15 protein-coding genes are annotated in these 17,723 nt (G+C 37.5%); 14 read left to right on the top strand and 1 reads right to left on the bottom strand.

Annotation, left to right across the window (positions count from 1 at the left end; genetic code table 11):
* Positions 1–193: 193 nt before the first annotated feature.
* Both ACFIMG_RS09380 and ACFIMG_RS09385 read left to right on the top strand, forming a co-directional pair.
* Positions 194–580: an Mth938-like domain-containing protein gene (locus ACFIMG_RS09380; RefSeq protein ID WP_375643084.1), complete on the top strand. Its 387-nt coding sequence runs from the start codon at positions 194–196 to the stop codon at positions 578–580.
* An 880-nt stretch (positions 581–1,460) separates the two neighbouring features.
* On the top strand, positions 1,461–2,321 hold the full coding sequence (locus tag ACFIMG_RS09385; RefSeq protein ID WP_375643083.1) for a phytoene/squalene synthase family protein: 861 nt from the start codon (positions 1,461–1,463) through the stop codon (positions 2,319–2,321).
* A 913-nt stretch (positions 2,322–3,234) separates the two neighbouring features.
* Here the strand turns inward: ACFIMG_RS09385 and ACFIMG_RS09390 are convergent.
* The gene (locus ACFIMG_RS09390; RefSeq protein ID WP_375679125.1) at positions 3,235–5,124 is read right to left on the bottom strand and encodes a peptidyl-prolyl cis-trans isomerase; all 1,890 of its coding nucleotides are present in this window, start codon (positions 5,122–5,124) and stop codon (positions 3,235–3,237) included.
* Positions 5,125–5,278: 154 nt separating this feature from the next.
* On the opposite strand from ACFIMG_RS09390, the gene tpiA reads away from it, so the two are divergent.
* The 12 genes from tpiA (at position 5,279) to lpdA (ending at position 17,706) form a co-directional block, all read left to right on the top strand.
* Positions 5,279–6,043, top strand: coding sequence for a triose-phosphate isomerase (gene tpiA, locus ACFIMG_RS09395; RefSeq protein ID WP_375679126.1), 765 nt, complete (start codon positions 5,279–5,281; stop codon positions 6,041–6,043).
* Between the two features lie 82 nt (positions 6,044–6,125).
* Complete coding sequence (gene secG, locus ACFIMG_RS09400; protein ID WP_375679127.1) at positions 6,126–6,578, top strand: preprotein translocase subunit SecG; 453 nt, start codon at positions 6,126–6,128, stop codon at positions 6,576–6,578.
* A gap of 129 nt (positions 6,579–6,707) precedes the next feature.
* The gene (locus ACFIMG_RS09405; protein WP_273791140.1) at positions 6,708–8,336 is read left to right on the top strand and encodes a CTP synthase; all 1,629 of its coding nucleotides are present in this window, start codon (positions 6,708–6,710) and stop codon (positions 8,334–8,336) included.
* Positions 8,337–8,371: 35 nt separating this feature from the next.
* The gene (gene kdsA, locus ACFIMG_RS09410; protein ID WP_375679128.1) at positions 8,372–9,208 is read left to right on the top strand and encodes a 3-deoxy-8-phosphooctulonate synthase; all 837 of its coding nucleotides are present in this window, start codon (positions 8,372–8,374) and stop codon (positions 9,206–9,208) included.
* A gap of 69 nt (positions 9,209–9,277) precedes the next feature.
* Positions 9,278–10,549: a phosphopyruvate hydratase gene (gene eno / locus ACFIMG_RS09415; protein ID WP_375679129.1), complete on the top strand. Its 1,272-nt coding sequence runs from the start codon at positions 9,278–9,280 to the stop codon at positions 10,547–10,549.
* A 111-nt stretch (positions 10,550–10,660) separates the two neighbouring features.
* Positions 10,661–11,068: a TM2 domain-containing protein gene (locus ACFIMG_RS09420; protein WP_375612903.1), complete on the top strand. Its 408-nt coding sequence runs from the start codon at positions 10,661–10,663 to the stop codon at positions 11,066–11,068.
* A 371-nt stretch (positions 11,069–11,439) separates the two neighbouring features.
* Positions 11,440–11,565, top strand: coding sequence for a hypothetical protein (locus tag ACFIMG_RS09425; RefSeq protein WP_375679138.1), 126 nt, complete (start codon positions 11,440–11,442; stop codon positions 11,563–11,565).
* A 227-nt stretch (positions 11,566–11,792) separates the two neighbouring features.
* Complete coding sequence (locus ACFIMG_RS09430; RefSeq protein WP_375617692.1) at positions 11,793–12,104, top strand: septum formation initiator family protein; 312 nt, start codon at positions 11,793–11,795, stop codon at positions 12,102–12,104.
* Between the two features lie 135 nt (positions 12,105–12,239).
* Complete coding sequence (pdhA, locus tag ACFIMG_RS09435; RefSeq protein WP_375617693.1) at positions 12,240–13,280, top strand: pyruvate dehydrogenase (acetyl-transferring) E1 component subunit alpha; 1,041 nt, start codon at positions 12,240–12,242, stop codon at positions 13,278–13,280.
* 16 nt (positions 13,281–13,296) lie between these two features.
* The gene (locus ACFIMG_RS09440; protein ID WP_375679130.1) at positions 13,297–14,664 is read left to right on the top strand and encodes a pyruvate dehydrogenase complex E1 component subunit beta; all 1,368 of its coding nucleotides are present in this window, start codon (positions 13,297–13,299) and stop codon (positions 14,662–14,664) included.
* A 14-nt stretch (positions 14,665–14,678) separates the two neighbouring features.
* Positions 14,679–16,022 (top strand): pyruvate dehydrogenase complex dihydrolipoamide acetyltransferase, encoded by a 1,344-nt coding sequence (locus ACFIMG_RS09445; RefSeq protein ID WP_375679131.1) that lies wholly within the window; start codon positions 14,679–14,681, stop codon positions 16,020–16,022.
* Positions 16,023–16,245: 223 nt separating this feature from the next.
* Positions 16,246–17,706, top strand: coding sequence for a dihydrolipoyl dehydrogenase (gene lpdA, locus ACFIMG_RS09450; protein ID WP_375679132.1), 1,461 nt, complete (start codon positions 16,246–16,248; stop codon positions 17,704–17,706).
* Positions 17,707–17,723 lie beyond the last annotated feature (17 nt).

Genomic DNA, 17,723 nt, shown 5'->3' on the forward strand with positions numbered 1-17,723 from the left:
AGCAATTTATCGCGATTTATTACCAAATTTTCCTATATTTGTTGTATGAGAAGATTAGGGTGTTATATAAAAATTTTCACTTCAGTACTAGGTTATGGTTAACATATCAATGTTTATATCAGCCTTACTTTAATTTTTATGGTGAGAAGTAGCAAAGACAATTGGATTATTCAAAAATAAAAGGTGCTTATTCATGTTCGATGCAATTCAAATTCGTGAAGCACATTTTCCAAGTCGCGCACCTATTGATGCTTATGGAAATGGTGGGTTTCGTTTTGCTGATATGTCTCATAGAGGTTCTATTATTTGTGTACCATCAGGTATTTATGGCATTGACATGGCAGGGCCTATTCCCACTCAAGGGGATATATCTCGTATTTTAGAAGAAGCTTCTGAAATCGAAGTTTTATTAATAGGTACTGGAATTGAATTATTACGATTACCTGAAGAGTTACGGGTGCTTTTAGGGGAAAAACGTATTTCATCAGATACAATGAGTACGGGAGCGGCGGTGCGTACATTTAATGTTTTATTGGCTGAAGATCGCGCTGTTGCGGCGTTATTATTTGCGGTAGAATAGAGTATTGTTTAATAAAACAAATGCTCTCGTCTAGTATGAAAGACTTGTGCGATTATTTTTCTGCGCCGTAAAGTACCGTCGTTTAAGGCGGTGATATAAGGGTATAGAATATACATAACTTAACATATTAAAGTGTTTTTAAATACAGCGGCAAGTATTTAGGACAAAGCTTGCTCGTCGTTCCTAATGAATCACATGAGTGATCAACTCTTGGCACTTGAGACAGTTCATAAGAGGCATTTTTAATTCTTTCTTATACAGTTGTTACCTACAAGCCAGTTACGCTTGGGACGTGCAAGGGAATGGTTTTTATTAATTTAACATGGAATTGGTTTGAAATGAAAGCATATCTACGATATTTGGGATTCTAATTTAACATACAAAACAACAAATTATGATTATAAATAAATGTATTGATAGTAACAGAAACTCACCGAGAGCAATTGGACTTTTTACAAATTGGTATTGGTAAGAACCTTTGTCTTTTAGGATGGGGAGGAGGTCAATGAGTTGATGAAGTTTTTGTGATCAGTGTATTTTTTATAAAATAACATTGTCATCTATCCACTGAAAAAGTGTTTTTCGTTGTTTGTTGTTCAAGTTTTACTATGCATGTTACGATTGTTTTTTAGCTTTTTTACTGCAAATGAAAACTTGAAGTCCTATAAGATAAGTTTTATCAGAAAAATTATTTATTTAATTTTTTTCTTTCTAAAACGAAAAGTGACTAGAAAAGAAAATTTAATTCACAATACAGTTAAGAGACACATTTAAAAATCTTATTTTCTGAACTGTATTTGCTTATCCTTCATTTTTTAATATGAATAAAAAGAGGATATTAATTTAATTGCTAAAAAAGGGACGTTAATAGGTTCATAGAATGATAGGCTCTCTTTCTTATTGTCTTGATATTTTACGTACCATAGATCGTGATCGCTATATATCGGTTTTATTTGCGCCTAAAAAAAAGCGCCAAGCATTGGCTGCTCTTTATGTATTTAATGCTGAAATTTCTCGTATTCGCGAAAGTGTACATGATCCACTCATAGGAGAAATACGGTTACGTTGGTGGTATGATGCTATTGCTCATGGTGAAATGCAAACGAGTGGAAACAATCCGATTTTGAATGATTTATTAAAAGCAATGACTCTTTTTAATTTACCTAAGACAGCTTTTTTACGTTATTGTGATGCGCAAATTTTAGATCTTTATCACAATCCAATAGAAACACTTCATGATCTAGAGCATTATTGTGGTGAGACAGCAGGCATAATTTTACAGCTTTCTTGTCAGATATTAGATCCTGAAACTGCACAAGAGTTTACAGATATCTATGAACATGGAGGGATTTCTCAAGGATTAAGCGGTGTATTGCGTCTTTTATCATTCATGCAATCACGATATCAATATTATTTACCTACTGATATATTAAAGGCTGTAGGAGTGAATAGGGAAGATTTGGAATCTCATCGTCTCAGTGATCAACAAAAGGGTCGTATTGTTGAAGCTATGGTAGCATTATCACGCGATCATTATACCCAATTTTACGAGTATTCTTGTACTTTACCTAGAATTCTTAAGCCAGCTTTTCTTCCATTGGTCATTGTACCGGCTTCTCTTCAAAAAGCTATACAGCTGGGGGCAGCAATTTTTCAAGAGAGTGCAACTTTGCCATTGATATATCGTTATTGGTTGATAACAAGGGCAGCAATAAGCGGCAATTTTCCAAAGATACTGTAAAAGAATATTACTACGTTGGAATGCGTAACATGGAGACTGATTTTCTCATATGAAGATAAAAGGAGCCATTGTGATTCCAAACCATTTTTTTGTTATAAAAAATGTTGATGTTTTGGTTGTTATGAACGCAAAAGAATAAGAAATTTTATGATCTTAAAAATACAGTGTATTTCTTCATCAGTAATATGTTTTATACAGTGTATTGGATGGGTGAGATGCAGAGAAAGAAAAACATGAGATAAATCTTAATACATTGGTTTGTTTGATGAAGAACTTTTAAGTACTCTGAATGTATTGATTGTAGCTCATTTGCAAATGAAATAAAATTTCTATTTTATGAGAGAAGTTATCTTAGCAGTCTATAAGTCTATAAAAAACTCTTATTTTTGAGAAATTATAACATCATAATTGATGACTGTTATGATTTATGAATATATTGATTTATAATGATAATTTGTTTTTTCTCATATTGAATGAGAGTCTTGAATAGAAAAAGATTTCTCCATTTTTATAATGAATTTTAAAAATAGTTTTTTTGTATATTATAAGTTTGGTGTGTAAATGAAATCATTTAAGGAAGAAGCAATATGCTCCTTATGAATGATATTAAGAGTAGTAATATGATGCGCTATAAATGAGTGACGATAGGGATGATATTTATAGCTTAATGGGCGACAACCTTTACAACCTTTGGATGAATAATATTTTTTAATGCGTTGCAAAAACGACTCTACATTCCATTGACTATTTTCTCGCAAATCCATACATGCACTGATTTGCGAGAGAATGAATCATTATACAAATGTTTGATCCTAAGATATGCAAACAAGAGATCTATCTTACCTCTTCAACTATAGACGAAGAGCTGACGGAAACTTTATCAAATAAGTTCTTTAAATTATGTAAAATCTTTTTATTGGAGAGCGTTAAAGATCTGATTATAATTTGTGCTATTAATTTCCAAAGGATGTTCTTTATTGGCAACTTGTAGCATTTCTAGCTTGAGATCTTCTCTTATCATCATATCTATATTGGTGCGGACTTCAGTTGAAAGAGTATGAGACGTGATATCTTTAGGCATGGTTACAGTCTTTATTTGATAAATGATACGGTTTGTTGCAACCGGACCTTTTATGATGCCATAATGACCTTTGGGAGCGGAAAATAATGCTTTAATGCCTTCAACGCCAAGGGTTTCAGATGAGTCTTGACGCCGGAGGGTTGGTGTTGTTTGTTTTGTAACACCAAGGGTATGAGCAAGAGCAACAAGACTTTTTCCTTCCGTGAGCTGTTTGAGAGCATTTTGGGCTTTTTCATCAAGAAGACGTTGGATTTCCTCATTTTTCCATTGAGAAAGAACATCTAGCTTAGCCTCTTCAAGTGTCTTATCGCGGGCAGGAATAATTTTATCGACCTTGTACCAGAGATATCCACCATTTTGAAAAGAGAGAGGATCAAGATCGACTCCTTCGTTTGATTGATAGATGGCATTCAGTAAAATATCTTTTTGAGGTAAATCCGTGAGTATTGCACCTTCAAACGTTTTTCCCGTTTTATCAATAGTAATTGTGCGCAAAGATAACTTGTATTGGTCAGCTAACTCTTTGAGAGAAGCTCCCTCAAAACGAGCATTTTCAATGGCAGCATAATTGTTACGGATATCATCAGTAGCACGATTTTTGGCAAGTGTTTGGCGAATATTTTCTTCTACACTTTCAAAAGGAAGAGAGCTTGAAGGTTCAATATGCGTAACGCGAATGAGAACAGGTCCCTGTAAGTCATTTATCACAGGACTGACTTGGCCTTGTTGAAGTTCAAAAATTTCAGATGTCAGATGATTAGGAAGTTCATTTTCTGCGAGAGGACCTTTTTTTATGTCATTAAGAGTCTTTTTTTCAGCTTTTACCAGTTCATCAAAACTCAATCCATCAGCTATTTTTTTTGCTGCATTATCGGCTTCTTCGCGTGAGGGGAATCGCAGTTCTTCGAATGTACGCTTTTCAGGCGTTACAAAACGTGAAGCATTTTGTGTATAATAGGCTTTCGCCTCATCTGTTGAGATATCTTTAGGTTTTACAAAATCATTAAGTTCCATAGATAGCAAAGAGACAGTACGGTATTCTGGAGCACGAAATTGACTTTGATGTGTTTCAAACCATTTTTGTAATGTTTCGTAATCAGGATCAGCAATTGTTTCCTTTTCTTTTAGATCAATAACGAGATAATCAGCAATACGCATTTCTCCTTGATAAAGAGTAAGTGCTTTATAAAAGAGATTTGGTGCCTTCATATCAGAAAGTAAAGCAGCAATAAGCTGATTACGCTTTTCTTGTTTGGTGTAATAATTAAGAAAAGCACTTTCACTAATACGTAAATGCTGAAGATAGTTATAAAACAAGTTTTTATCAAAAGTGCCATTTACCTGGAACATCTTATCAGAACCAATCGTATGAGCTATTGTATCTTTTGAAAGACTTATTTTCATTTTACGTGCTTGTTCATCAAGCAGTACATTTTGTTGTAATTGATTAAATACAAAAGCAGGAATTTGGTATTGCTGCATTTCATTTGTTGTAAACATTCGTCCAAGATGAGCAGCATATGCTAAACGTGCGCTTTGATCGGCGAGTGCAAGACGATAATCATCGACAGTTACTGTGGACTTTCCAGAAGTAATAAGATCTCTTTCACTTTTTTTGTGTAACTGCGGTACCCCCCATAAAAGAATGAAGCATAAGAGTAAAATAGCAAGGAAAATTCTAAAAATCCAAGAATTTGTAGCATTTCTTATGATGTCAAGCATTGTTCAAGTCCATTTTTAATGTGAGTTATTATCAAAGCTGTAATGGAATTTGCAATAAAGAGATGAAAGATGCAAGCTTTAAAGACTTGCTTTCATTTTATAATTTGGTAACTACAGATAAACAATGTATTGTAAAAGCTCTTGAGGTGAAAATATGTCTCAAAATATTCGGCCTTTTCTTGCTGGAAATTGGAAAATGAATGGAACGAGTGAATCGCTTGGAGAGTTGCGTGCTATTGCTACAGGCGTTAGCTCTGATCTAGGTCATCTTTTTGAGGCGCTTATTTGTGTTCCAGCAACGCTTTTATCGCGTGCTTCTAATACGCTGAATGGTGAAAATCTCCTTTTGGGAGGACAAAATTGTCACTTTGATGATCATGGTCCTTATACTGGAGATGTTTCAGCTTTTATGCTTAAAGAAGCGGGAGCAAGTCATGTTATTATTGGGCATTCAGAACGTCGTACAGTGTACCAGGAAAATGATGCGATTGTCTGTGCCAAAGTGCAAGCTGCGTGGCGAGCAGGTCTTGTGGCTCTTGTATGTATTGGTGAAACATTGGAGGAGCGTAATAATAATAAAGTACTGGATATTCTCACGCAGCAGCTTGAAGAATCTCTCCCAGATGATGCAACAGCAGAGAATACCATTATCGCTTATGAACCAGTTTGGGCGATAGGCACCGGCAACACAGCGACTCCAGAAGATATTGCAAAAGTACATCATTTCATTCGTGATAGGGTGCGCTCTCGTTTTGGTGATGAAGGCAATAAGATACGTTTGCTTTATGGTGGATCCGTAAAACCATCCAATGCATTTGAGCTTTTAAGCATTGCTCATGTTAATGGTGCTTTGATAGGTGGAGCAAGCTTAAAAGCGATTGATTTTTTAACTATTTGCGATGTTTGTCGTAAACTATAGCAGAGAAATTTGAGTTTCCCCTTGGATTGTGCGTTATTTATGTGTAAATAGCTATTAAAGAGTTATTTGAAGAGCAGGGTTTATGCAAACAGTACTTATAGTTATTCATTTTTTGATTGTGATTACTTTGGTTGGTGTTATATTAATTCAACCTTCAGAAGGTGGTGGGCTAGGTGTGAGTAATAGCTCAGGGTTGATGAAAACTCGTGGATCTCGAAACCCTTTAACACGTTTGACTGCTATTTTAGCCTGTTGTTTTTTTGTTGTGTCTATTGGACTTACCGTGGTGAGTAATATATCAAATTCTAGTTCTGATATTTTAAAGCGTATACCGGTTAATTCAGAACAGAATTCTACCAATAAAGACTCAGGATCAGTCCCATCAACAGATGGTGAGTCTTCCCCTTCTATTCTTGAACAGCTAGGAGGCACTTCGAATTCTTCGCAGGAACAGAAACAGTCCACAAATCCTGAAGTAGAAAGTCCAGTTCCTCAGGTTCTTGAAAATACAGTTCCCGATAACAGTACAAAATAGTTTTTTAAGAAAACATAGACTTTTTAAAAAAGGTGATTTTTTTCGCCTTTTTTATTTTAGAAGAAAAATTGTTTCTTTTTGCATTTTTTGCTGGAAAAATCATTATAAATTGCTTATCACCATAAGCCCATGGCACGTTATGTTTTTATTACTGGTGGTGTGGTTTCTTCCCTTGGAAAAGGCATCGCAGCGGCGGCGTTAGCAGCGTTATTACAGGCTCGTGGTTATCGCGTACGTCTTCGCAAACTTGATCCTTATTTAAATGTTGATCCAGGTACGATGTCACCTTATCAACATGGTGAAGTATTTGTGACCGATGATGGTGCAGAAACGGATCTTGATCTTGGTCATTATGAGCGTTTTACTGGGCGTTCTGCAAATAGCCAAGATAGTATTACAACAGGGCGTATTTATCGCAATATCATTGAACGAGAGCGGCGTGGTGATTATTTGGGGGCAACAGTCCAAGTTATTCCTCATGTTACGGATGAAATTAAGAGATTCATTACGATGGGAAATGAAGAATTTGATTTTGTTTTATGTGAGATAGGTGGAACGGTTGGTGATATTGAAGCAATGCCTTTTCTAGAAGCGATTCGTCAGCTTCGCAATGAGCTACCGAGACAAAATGTCGTTTATGTCCATCTCACATTAATGCCTTATATTCCTTCAGCAGGTGAATTAAAAACGAAACCAACACAACATTCTGTCAAAGAATTGCAAGCAGTTGGTATTTCTCCTGATATTTTGCTTGTACGTGCAGATCGATCTATTCCAGAAACAGAACGGTGCAAATTATCACTTTTTTGCAATGTTCGCTCCAATGCAGTCATTCAGGCATTAGATATGCCAACGATTTATGATGTTCCTATGGCATACCATAAGGAGGGTTTGGACTCTGAAGTTCTTTGCGCTTTTGGAATTGATTCGGCACCTTCCCCCAAGATGGATCGTTGGGAGGATATTACGCATCGTATTCACAATCCTGAAGGAGAAGTCACGATTGCTATTGTAGGAAAATATACGGGCTTAAAGGATGCTTATAAATCTCTTATTGAAGCGATTGCGCATGGTGGTTTAGCGAATAGAGTGAAAGTTAATATTGAGTGGATTGATTCGGAACTTTTTGAAAAAGAAGATTCTGTTTCAGCTTTACAAAAAGCCCATGGAATTTTGGTTCCAGGTGCTTTTGGGGCACGTGGGGCAGAAGGGAAGATTCGAGCAATTCAATTTGCACGAGAGCGTAAAGTTCCATTTTTAGGGATTTGTTTTGGGATGCAATTAGCTTGTATAGAAGCTGCGCGCAATATTGCACAGATTGAGAATGCTTCATCGAGTGAGTTTTGCGAAACAGACAATCCAATTGTAGGTTTAATGACAGAATGGCTTAAAGGAGACGTCCTTGAAAAACGTACAAGAAATGGTGATCTCGGCGGTTCGATGCGCCTTGGTGCTTTTGCTGCTGAATTAAAAGAAGAGAGTCATATTGCTCAAATTTATGGGATGACCAAGATTGTCGAGCGACATCGTCATCGTTATGAGGTCAATATTGATTATAAGGATAAGTTAGAACAGTGTGGTTTGATTTTTTCTGGGATGTCTCCTGATGGTATTTTACCAGAAACGATAGAATATGTAGATCATCCATGGTTTATTGGTGTTCAATATCATCCAGAATTAAAATCCCGTCCTTTTGATCCACATCCGCTTTTTTCTTCTTTTATTGAAGCTGCTGTAGAACAAAGTCGATTAGTTTAATGCATAAATTGGGTTACTTTACTTTTGAGGGAAAAATGACTAAACCAAATGCCCGTGTGAAAGTTGGAAATATGATTTTTTCAAATGAAATGCCTCTTTCATTAATTGCAGGGCCGTGTCAGATGGAAAGTCGTGATCATGCTTTTGAAATGGCTGGTCGTATTAAAACAATTACCGATCAGCTTGGTATCGGGTTTGTTTATAAATCAAGTTACGATAAAGCCAACAGAACCTCTTTGGGGGCGGCACGTGGTATTGGTCTTGAAAAAGCAATGTCCATTTTTTCTGATTTAAAAAAAGAGTTTAATTGTCCCATATTAACTGATGTGCATACAGAAGAGCAATGTACAATTGTTTCTTCTACAGTGGATATTTTACAAATACCGGCTTTTTTATGTCGTCAAACAGATCTTTTGGTAGCAGCAGCCAAAACAGAATGTGTTATTAACATTAAAAAAGGTCAGTTTTTAGCGCCGTGGGACATGGAGAATGTTTTAAAAAAGGTTGTTTACAGTGGTAATTCGAATGTCATGCTTTGTGAGCGAGGCACGTCATTTGGTTATAACCGACTTGTTTCTGATATGCGTTCGTTGCCTATTTTACGTTCATTGGGTGCTCCTGTTATTTTTGATGCAACACATTCTGTTCAAGAGCCGGGGGGGCATGGTTCTTCATCTGGTGGACAACGTCAATTTGTTGAAGTTTTAGCGCGTGCGGCTGTTTCTGTTGGGGTCGCAGGTATTTTTTTAGAAACGCATCAAGATCCAGATAATGCGCCTTCTGATGGACCCAATATGATTAAAATTGATGATTTACAAAGATTGCTTGAGACTTTAATGGAATTCGATTATCTGTCAAAGAAACTGAATTGAGAAGAAAAAGTATTTCATTAATAGGTTGTTAGAAATGAATCGCGACTTTTATCGGATAAGGAAATACATATGACTATAATTGTCGATATCATTGGACGTGAAGTTCTTGATAGCCGTGGTAATCCAACGGTAGAAGTTGATGTTCATTTGGAAAATGGTGCGTTTGGTCGTGCTTTGGTTCCATCGGGAGCCTCAACGGGAGCCTATGAGGCTGTAGAACTTCGTGATGGTGGTTTGCGCTATCAAGGAAAAGGCGTTGAAAAAGCAGTTGCTGCAGTCAATGGCGAAATTCTTGAAGAACTTGGTGGTCGGGATGCAACAAATCAAATCGCTATTGATCAAGCCATGATTGCTTTGGATGGAACGCCAAACAAAGCCCGTCTTGGTGCCAATGCACTTCTTGGTGTTTCATTAGCTGTTGCAAAAGCAGCTGCGGATTCATTAAATTTACCTTTGTATCGTTATATTGGTGGTACACAAGCGCATATTCTTCCAACCCCCATGATGAATATTATTAATGGTGGTGTTCATGCTGATAATTTGATTGATTTTCAAGAGTTTATGATTATTCCTATAGGAGCTCCTACTATAAGAGAAGCGATCCGTTATGGTGCTGAGATTTTCCATGCATTGAAAAAGCGTTTAAAAGATGCGGGTTATAATACCAATGTTGGTGATGAAGGTGGTTTTGCTCCTCAATTTAAAAGTGCTGATCAAGCAATTGATTTTATTATGGAATCTATCATGATATGTGGTTATAAACCAGGTGAACAAATTGCCATTGGTTTAGACTGTGCTTCAACCGAATTTTATAAAAATGGTTCGTATTTTTATAAAGGTGAGGGGAAATGCCGTGACACCCAAGAGCAGGTAGATTATTTAGCGCAGCTTGTGAAAAATTATCCTATTATTACAATTGAAGATGGAATGGCAGAGGATGATTGGGAAGGTTGGAAGCTACTTACTGACACAATTGGAGAAAAATGTCAGCTTGTTGGCGATGATTTGTTTGTAACGAATTCAGCACGTTTGCGTGATGGTATCAAAATGGGGGTAGGCAATTCTATTCTCATAAAAGTTAATCAAATTGGTACATTGAGTGAAACACTTGATGCTGTAGAAGTAGCACATAAAGCAGGTTATCGTGCCATTATATCTCATCGTTCAGGCGAGACAGAGGATTCTTTCATTGCAGATCTTGCTGTTGCAACGAATTGTGGACAAATTAAAACAGGTTCTCTTGCACGTTCGGATAGATTAGCAAAATACAATCAACTTATCCGTATTGAAGAAATGCTAGGAGCCCAAGCGCATTATGCTGGTGATTTATATCGTGTATAGTTGTGAGCACAAAATATGAAAGTATAAGATCATTTAGATTATGAAATTGATATTTCTTATCAAAGGCATATACGCAATAATTTTTAAGTGTTTAAATTTATAGGGATTAAGATGAGAGGTATAATTATTAGTCAAGATCAAGGAAATTATCTCGTTTCGGGTGATGATGGTAAACGTTATCAGTTTGCGACTTGGGATTGGTTGGGAAAGAATCCACCAAGGATTGGTAATGCTGTTGATTTTGTCTGTGAAGGAGGTGTTGTCAGTTCTGTTTTCCCATTGTTGAGACCAGGTACAGAGAACACAAAGATAATGTTCGCACTGCTTTGTTGGGTTGCAGGTATCTTTGGTGTCCATCGCTTTATGGTTGGTAAAGTTAGGACTGGTGCTTTAATGCTGGTTCTATCTTTATCATTGTTTGGATTGATAATTACCGGAATTTGGGCAGTTGTTGATTTTATAGTCATTCTTGGAGGAAGATTTACGGATAAAGATGGGAATCAGATTACAGATTTTTAAAAATTTTATAATAAAGAGAAAGTAATTCAGTTCGCTTTTTATTTTTATAAATAATTAAGTTGCATTATGCGAAATTATTGTACTATATTTATTTGATATGAGATATTAAAAAACATGTATAGCTAAGTAAAAGTATTGAAAAAGGTAATGCTATTTTATACGGGTAAAGAAAAGACGCAAATTAATTAAGGCGTGCATTATTTTTCTGCTTATGGCAGTGGATAGCATTAGATTATTGGAGGCTCCAAACTATCCTAATTTCACGTTTATTACGGCTGCTATAAATTGTATTTACACCGTGAGGTTAATCCGCATATTATCAAATTAAAAATAATCTCTTTATGAATAACACATAAGGAGCGTGGGTAAGGATGAAGGGTGAAATTATTGTTCAAAATCAAGGGTTTTATCTCGTTTTGGGAGGTGATGATAAGCGTTATCAATTTGAGGATTGGAATTGGTTAGGAAAAAACACCAAGCATAGGGGATACCGTTGATTTTATCTTTATTTTAATAGGAAATTTTAGGAAAAGCTACAAATTAGAGGATATCCAATATTTATAATATAAAAAGTGGGGCATTCAGCTTACTTTGATCGTATTAGGGGGGGATAAATTGAAATAACAAATTATTTAGCGTAGATTTGGTAATGAGGTATTAATCAAAATCATGCATAGTTGGGCAAAATATTAAGAAATTTGTGCTGTAAAGACTGTGCTATTTTATGTGGACAAAGCAGAAACGTCGATCAATCAAAGTACGCTTTGTACTACCTCTTATGACGGTGGGAGTCTTAAGCTATTTCAGTTATCACATTTATCATGGTGAGTATGGATTGTATTCACGCAGTGAAGTTAATCAGCATATTAGCGAATTAGAAAAGGAGCTTCATAAAATAGAAGCTGAGCGGATATTCATGGAAAAGCGTATTTCTCTTTTACGCAACGGGCATATAGAAAAAGATATGTTGGATGAGTATGTCCGAAAGAATTTGAACTTCTCTAAGTCAAATGAACTGACAATTTTAATACCTTGAAATGATACTAAAGGTAAATGAAAAATCGCTTAATTTAAACAATAATCAGCAATGATATTGTTTAAGCCGATTGATAAGGCTTGTAACTTTTGTTCGTAAAGGTTATTCCTAAATAATCATAAAAGGGAGTTTAATATGGCAGAACGACTTAAAAAAAATTCTGCGTCGGTGGCGCGCACTGCATTATCAAGCACCACAAAGAAAGCACCAATAGCAGATTTTACAAAAGAAGAAGAAATTGATGCCTATCGTGAAATGCTTTTAATTCGCCGTTTTGAAGAAAAAGCAGGACAACTTTATGGTATGGGGCTTATTGGGGGATTTTGTCACCTTTATATTGGTCAGGAAGCCGTTGTTATAGGAACATTGAAAGCGGCAAAAGAAGGTGATCAGGTTATTACGTCTTACCGTGATCATGGTCATATGTTAGCCGTTGGGATGAGTCCGCGTGGTGTCATGGCAGAATTAACGGGACGTCAAGGTGGCTTTTCCAAAGGGAAAGGTGGCTCGATGCATATGTTCTCTAAAGAAAAGAACTTTTATGGAGGACATGGTATTGTTGGTGCGCAGGTTCCCATTGGTTCAGGTTTGGCATTTTCGAATCAATACCTTGGTAAAGATAATGTGACATTGGTTTATTTTGGTGATGGTGCTGCAAATCAGGGGCAGGTTTACGAGAGTTTTAATATGGCTTCACTTTGGAAGCTTCCCGTTGTTTATATTATTGAAAACAATCAGTATGCTATGGGAACGTCAGTTTCACGTGCATCTGCAGAAACTGATTTTTCACGACGTGGTCTTTCTTTTGAAATTCCAGGTATTGTTGTTGACGGTATGGATGTTCGATCAGTAAAAGGAGCTGCTGATGAAGCAATTTCTTGGGCACGCTCAGGTAAAGGACCGATCATTCTTGATATGCAGACCTATCGCTATCGTGGTCATTCCATGTCTGATCCAGCAAAATATCGTTCAAAGGAAGAAGTCCAAAAAATAAAAGAGGAGCACGATCCGATTGATCAAGTAAAAAGTCGGATTCTTAAAAAAAATTGGGCGAGCGAAGACGATTTAAAATCTATTGAGAAAGAGGTCCGTGCAATTGTTGCTGATGCGGTAGATTTTGCACAAAGTGATCAAGAGCCAGATGCTTCTGAGCTCTATACTGATATTTTAGTTTGATGCGAGGGAAGCAAGTATGTCTATTGATATTTTGATGCCGGCGCTTTCACCAACTATGGAAGAAGGTAAACTGTCTAAATGGCTCAAGAAAGAAGGTGATAAGGTTAGCTCTGGCGATGTTATTGCTGAAATTGAAACGGATAAGGCTACAATGGAAGTAGAGGCCGTTGATGAAGGTACTCTTGGTAAAATTTTTGTGCCTGAAGGTTCAGAAGGCGTAAGGGTTAACACTGTTATTGCAATTTTGTTAGAAGAAGGTGAGCGTGCTGAGGATATTTCGCAACCTACTGATACAGCACAAAAACCTAAGGAATCTGCTCTTTCTCTGCCTTTGTCAGTTCCGCAGGCTGCTCCTACTTTTGATACATCTCTTAATTTTGATATTCCAGCGGGAACACAAATGGTTACAATGACAGTTCGTGAAGCGCTTAATCAGGCTTTGGCTGAGGAAATGCGGCGTGATGAAACAGTTTTTCTTATGGGGGAAGAGGTCGCGCAATATCAAGGTGCCTATAAGGTTAGTCAAGGTTTGTTGGAAGAATTCGGAGAACGCCGAGTTATTGATACCCCAATTACAGAGCACGGTTTTGCTGGGTTGGCTGTTGGGGCTGCTTTTGGTGGGTTACGTCCTATTGTCGAGTTTATGACATTTAATTTTGCGATGCAGGCGATGGATCAAATTATTAACTCAGCAGCCAAAACACGTTATATGTCTGGTGGACAAATGACCGCTCCTATGGTTTTCCGAGGTCCCAATGGCGCGGCTGCCCGTGTTGGTGCTCAACATTCTCAATGTTATGCTGCATGGTATAGTCATGTACCAGGTCTGAAAGTTGTCATGCCTTATAGTGCTGCAGATGCGAAAGGTTTGCTGAAATCTGCTATTCGTGATGATAATCCTGTTATTTTCCTTGAAAATGAGATTTTGTATGGGCATCAATTTGATGTTCCTCAACTGGATGATTTTCTTTTGCCTATTGGTAAGGCACGTATTCATAAGTCTGGACAAGATGTGACGATTGTTGCATGTGGAATTGGGATGCATTATGCTGTTCAAGCGTTACCAGAAATTGAAAAACTTGGTATTGATGTTGAATTGATTGATTTACGAACCATTCGCCCGATGGATCTTCCAACAATTCTTTCGTCAGTTAAAAAAACAGGTCGTTTGGTTACAATTGAAGAGGGATTTCCTCAGTCATCTGTGGGAACTGAAATAGCAACGCGTGTTATGCAGCGGGCTTTTGACTATCTTGATGCGCCAATTGCTACGATTTCTGGCAAAGATGTTCCGATGCCTTATGCCGCTAATCTTGAGAAGTTGGCTTTGCCTAATACTGCTGAAATTATTGAGGCCGTTAAGGCTGTGACATACAGAGCATAACGGAGGAAAGCATAATGCCCATTAAAATTACAATGCCAGCGCTTTCCCCTACGATGGAAGAGGGAAATTTAACAAAATGGAATATTAAGGAGGGAGATAAGGTTTCCTCTGGTGATGTTATTGCTGAAATTGAGACGGATAAAGCGACAATGGAAGTCGAAGCCGTTGATGAAGGTAGGGTTGCTAAAATTGTTGTTCCTGCTGGAACACAAGGCGTTAAAGTAAATGCTTTAATTGTTGTTTTAGCAGAAGAAGGTGAAGATTTAGCTGAAGCTGCAAAAGTTACAGAAGAAATCTCTTCTTCTACAAGACAAGAATCAGAGGGCATCAAACAGACAGATTCTCTGAAACAGACGGACTCAAAGGGAATAAAAATGCCTCATGAATCATCAACTGGGCAATTAATACAGCAAGATAAAAAGGAAGCTCGTCTTTTTGCCTCTCCCTTAGCGCGGCGATTAGCATCTCAGGCAGGTCTTGATTTATCCCTTATTTCTGGAAGTGGTCCGCATGGGCGTATTATTAAGCGCGATGTAGAAAAAGCTGTGAGCAGCGATATGTCTAAAGTGTCTTATTCCTCACCGATAGGGGAGCTAATAGCTACAGGTGCTTCGGACAAACAGATATTGAAACTCTTCAAAGAGGATGAATATAGCTTCGCTCCCCATAATAATATGCGTAAAACAATCGCGACACGTTTGGTGGAATCAAAACAGAGAGTCCCACATTTCTATGTAACGGTAGATTGTGAACTTGATGCGCTATTAGCACTGCGTACACAACTAAATGCTGCTGCTCCAATGGTTAAGGGGCAGGAAGAAACTCAGCCTACTTATAAGCTTTCTGTTAATGATATGGTGATCAAAGCTGTCGCACTTTCTTTGAAAGCGGTTCCTGATGCGAATGTTTCTTGGCTTGAAGGCGGGATGCTTCATCATAAACATTGTGATGTTGGGGTTGCTGTTTCTATTCCCAATGGATTAATTACACCGATTATTCGCCATGCAGAGGAAAAGCCGTTATCACTTATTTCCAAAGAGATGAAGGATTTTGCAAAGCGTGCGCGCGAGGGCAAGTTAAAAATGGAAGAATATCAGGGTGGAACAACAGCTGTATCAAATATGGGGATGTATGGTGTGAAAAGTTTTTCTGCTATTCTTAATCCACCGCATGCGACAATTTTTGCGATTGGTGTAGGGGAGCAACGTGCTGTTGTTAAAAATGGTGCATTAGCTATTGCGACAGTTATGTCAGTTACAATTTCTGCGGATCATCGTGCTGTCGATGGTGCTTTAGCAGCAGAGCTCGCGCGGACTTTTAAGAAGATGATTGAAAATCCATTAGCAATGTTAGTTTGAACTGTTTAACAGTTCTTCACGTAAATTGTGAGAGAGTGTATTTAAGAGAATAAAAACAAATTTAAAGAGTTTGAAGAGCAGAGGTATTGCTGTTTCTAGTTTGGGTAAAGCATTTATAGAAAGCTTAGAGTATAGAGACATAAGATAATTCTGTTATGTTCATTTTCAGTCTTAAGTTCAAAAAATGCATATCCATTTTATATATATCCATGGAGGAATTACTGTGGCAAATCTTTATGATGTAATTGTGATTGGATCAGGTCCAGGCGGATATGTAACCGCAATTCGTGCAGCACAATGTGGCTTTAAGACTGCGATTGTTGAACGTGAACATTTGGGAGGGATCTGTTTAAATTGGGGATGTATTCCCACAAAGGCCCTTCTACGTTCAGCGGAAATGAAACATTTTGCTGAACATGCGAAAAATTATGGACTAAAAATTAATGGTTCAATTGAGGCAAACATCAAAGATGTTGTGGCACGTTCACGCGGTGTTTCAGCACGTTTAAATGCTGGTGTTGGTTTTTTAATGAAAAAAAACAAAATTGATATTATCTGGGGTGAAGCAAAGCTTACTAAAGAAGCAAGGGGAAGCCTTCCTGCGGAAATTATGGTTTCTTCATCCTCCAAACCGATTATGCAACCGCAAAATCCAGTCCCTAAAGGGACGTTAGGGGAGGGAACTTATCAAGCAAAGCATATCATTATTGCAACGGGCGCACGTCCTCGTGTCCTTCCTGGTATTGAGCCAGATGGAAAACTCATTTGGACTTATTTTGAAGCTATGATACCGCCAGCAATGCCAAAATCGCTTTTGGTTATAGGGTCTGGGGCTATTGGCATTGAATTTGCTTCTTTTTATCATGATATGGGGGCGACAGTAACTGTTGTTGAAATGATGCCCCATATCATGCCTGCTGAAGATATTGAAATTTCAACGTTTGCTCGTAAACAGTTAGAGAAAAAAGGTTTACGCATTCTTCGTCAAGCAAAAGTAACAAAGGTTGAAAAATCTTCCGATTCTGTAAGTGTACATATTGATGTTCAAGGTAAAATAGAGTCAATGACTGTTGACCGGTTGATTTCCGCTGTTGGGGTGCAAGGTAATATTGAGAATCTTGGTTTAGAAGCTTTGGGAATAAAAACCGATCGCGGGTGCATTGTAACTGATGAATGGAGTTGGACGGGGGTGGAAGGCATTTATGCTATTGGTGATGTAGCAGGTCCTCCTATGTTGGCCCATAAAGCAGAAGAAGAAGGTGTGATATGTATTGAGCATCTTGCAGGTTTGAAGAGTGCTCATCCGCTTGATAAAAGAAAAATTCCAGGGTGTACATATTGTACACCACAGGTTGCCTCTGTAGGGCTTTCAGAAGCGGCTGCAAAAGAAGCAGGTTATGATATACGTATTGGTCGTTATTCTTTTGCTGCGAATGGTAAAGCGATTGCTTTGGGTGAAGATCAGGGGTTAGTAAAAACGATTTTTGATAAAAAAACAGGACAGCTTCTCGGGGCCCATATGGTAGGGGCTGAGGTAACAGAATTGATACAGGGTTTTGTTATTGCTATGAATCTTGAAACAACAGAAGAAGAATTAATGCATACTGTCTTTCCACATCCGACCTTATCGGAAATGATGAAAGAAAGTGTATTAGATGCTTATGGTCAAGTTTTAAACGCTTGATGACTGGATTGTATGAA

This window comes from Bartonella sp. AP11XZML (genome assembly GCF_042196445.1).
GTDB lineage: Bacteria > Pseudomonadota > Alphaproteobacteria > Rhizobiales > Rhizobiaceae > Bartonella.

Bases quoted from the DNA above. Each gene is read 5' to 3' on its own strand.
- ACFIMG_RS09380 (WP_375643084.1), top strand. From the start codon at position 194: ATGTTCGATGCAATTCAAATTCGTGAAGCACATTTTCCAAGTCGCGCA.
- secG (WP_375679127.1), top strand. From the start codon at position 6,126: ATGCAAACAGTACTTATAGTTATTCATTTTTTGATTGTGATTACTTTG.
- tpiA (WP_375679126.1), top strand. From the start codon at position 5,279: ATGTCTCAAAATATTCGGCCTTTTCTTGCTGGAAATTGGAAAATGAAT.
- ACFIMG_RS09445 (WP_375679131.1), top strand. From the start codon at position 14,679: ATGCCCATTAAAATTACAATGCCAGCGCTTTCCCCTACGATGGAAGAG.
- ACFIMG_RS09430 (WP_375617692.1), top strand. From the start codon at position 11,793: ATGTGGACAAAGCAGAAACGTCGATCAATCAAAGTACGCTTTGTACTA.
- pdhA (WP_375617693.1), top strand. From the start codon at position 12,240: ATGGCAGAACGACTTAAAAAAAATTCTGCGTCGGTGGCGCGCACTGCA.
- ACFIMG_RS09440 (WP_375679130.1), top strand. From the start codon at position 13,297: ATGTCTATTGATATTTTGATGCCGGCGCTTTCACCAACTATGGAAGAA.
- eno (WP_375679129.1), top strand. From the start codon at position 9,278: ATGACTATAATTGTCGATATCATTGGACGTGAAGTTCTTGATAGCCGT.
- ACFIMG_RS09385 (WP_375643083.1), top strand. From the start codon at position 1,461: ATGATAGGCTCTCTTTCTTATTGTCTTGATATTTTACGTACCATAGAT.
- ACFIMG_RS09420 (WP_375612903.1), top strand. From the start codon at position 10,661: ATGAGAGGTATAATTATTAGTCAAGATCAAGGAAATTATCTCGTTTCG.
- ACFIMG_RS09425 (WP_375679138.1), top strand. From the start codon at position 11,440: ATGAAGGGTGAAATTATTGTTCAAAATCAAGGGTTTTATCTCGTTTTG.
- ACFIMG_RS09390 (WP_375679125.1), bottom strand. From the start codon at position 5,124: ATGCTTGACATCATAAGAAATGCTACAAATTCTTGGATTTTTAGAATT.
- kdsA (WP_375679128.1), top strand. From the start codon at position 8,372: ATGACTAAACCAAATGCCCGTGTGAAAGTTGGAAATATGATTTTTTCA.
- ACFIMG_RS09405 (WP_273791140.1), top strand. From the start codon at position 6,708: ATGGCACGTTATGTTTTTATTACTGGTGGTGTGGTTTCTTCCCTTGGA.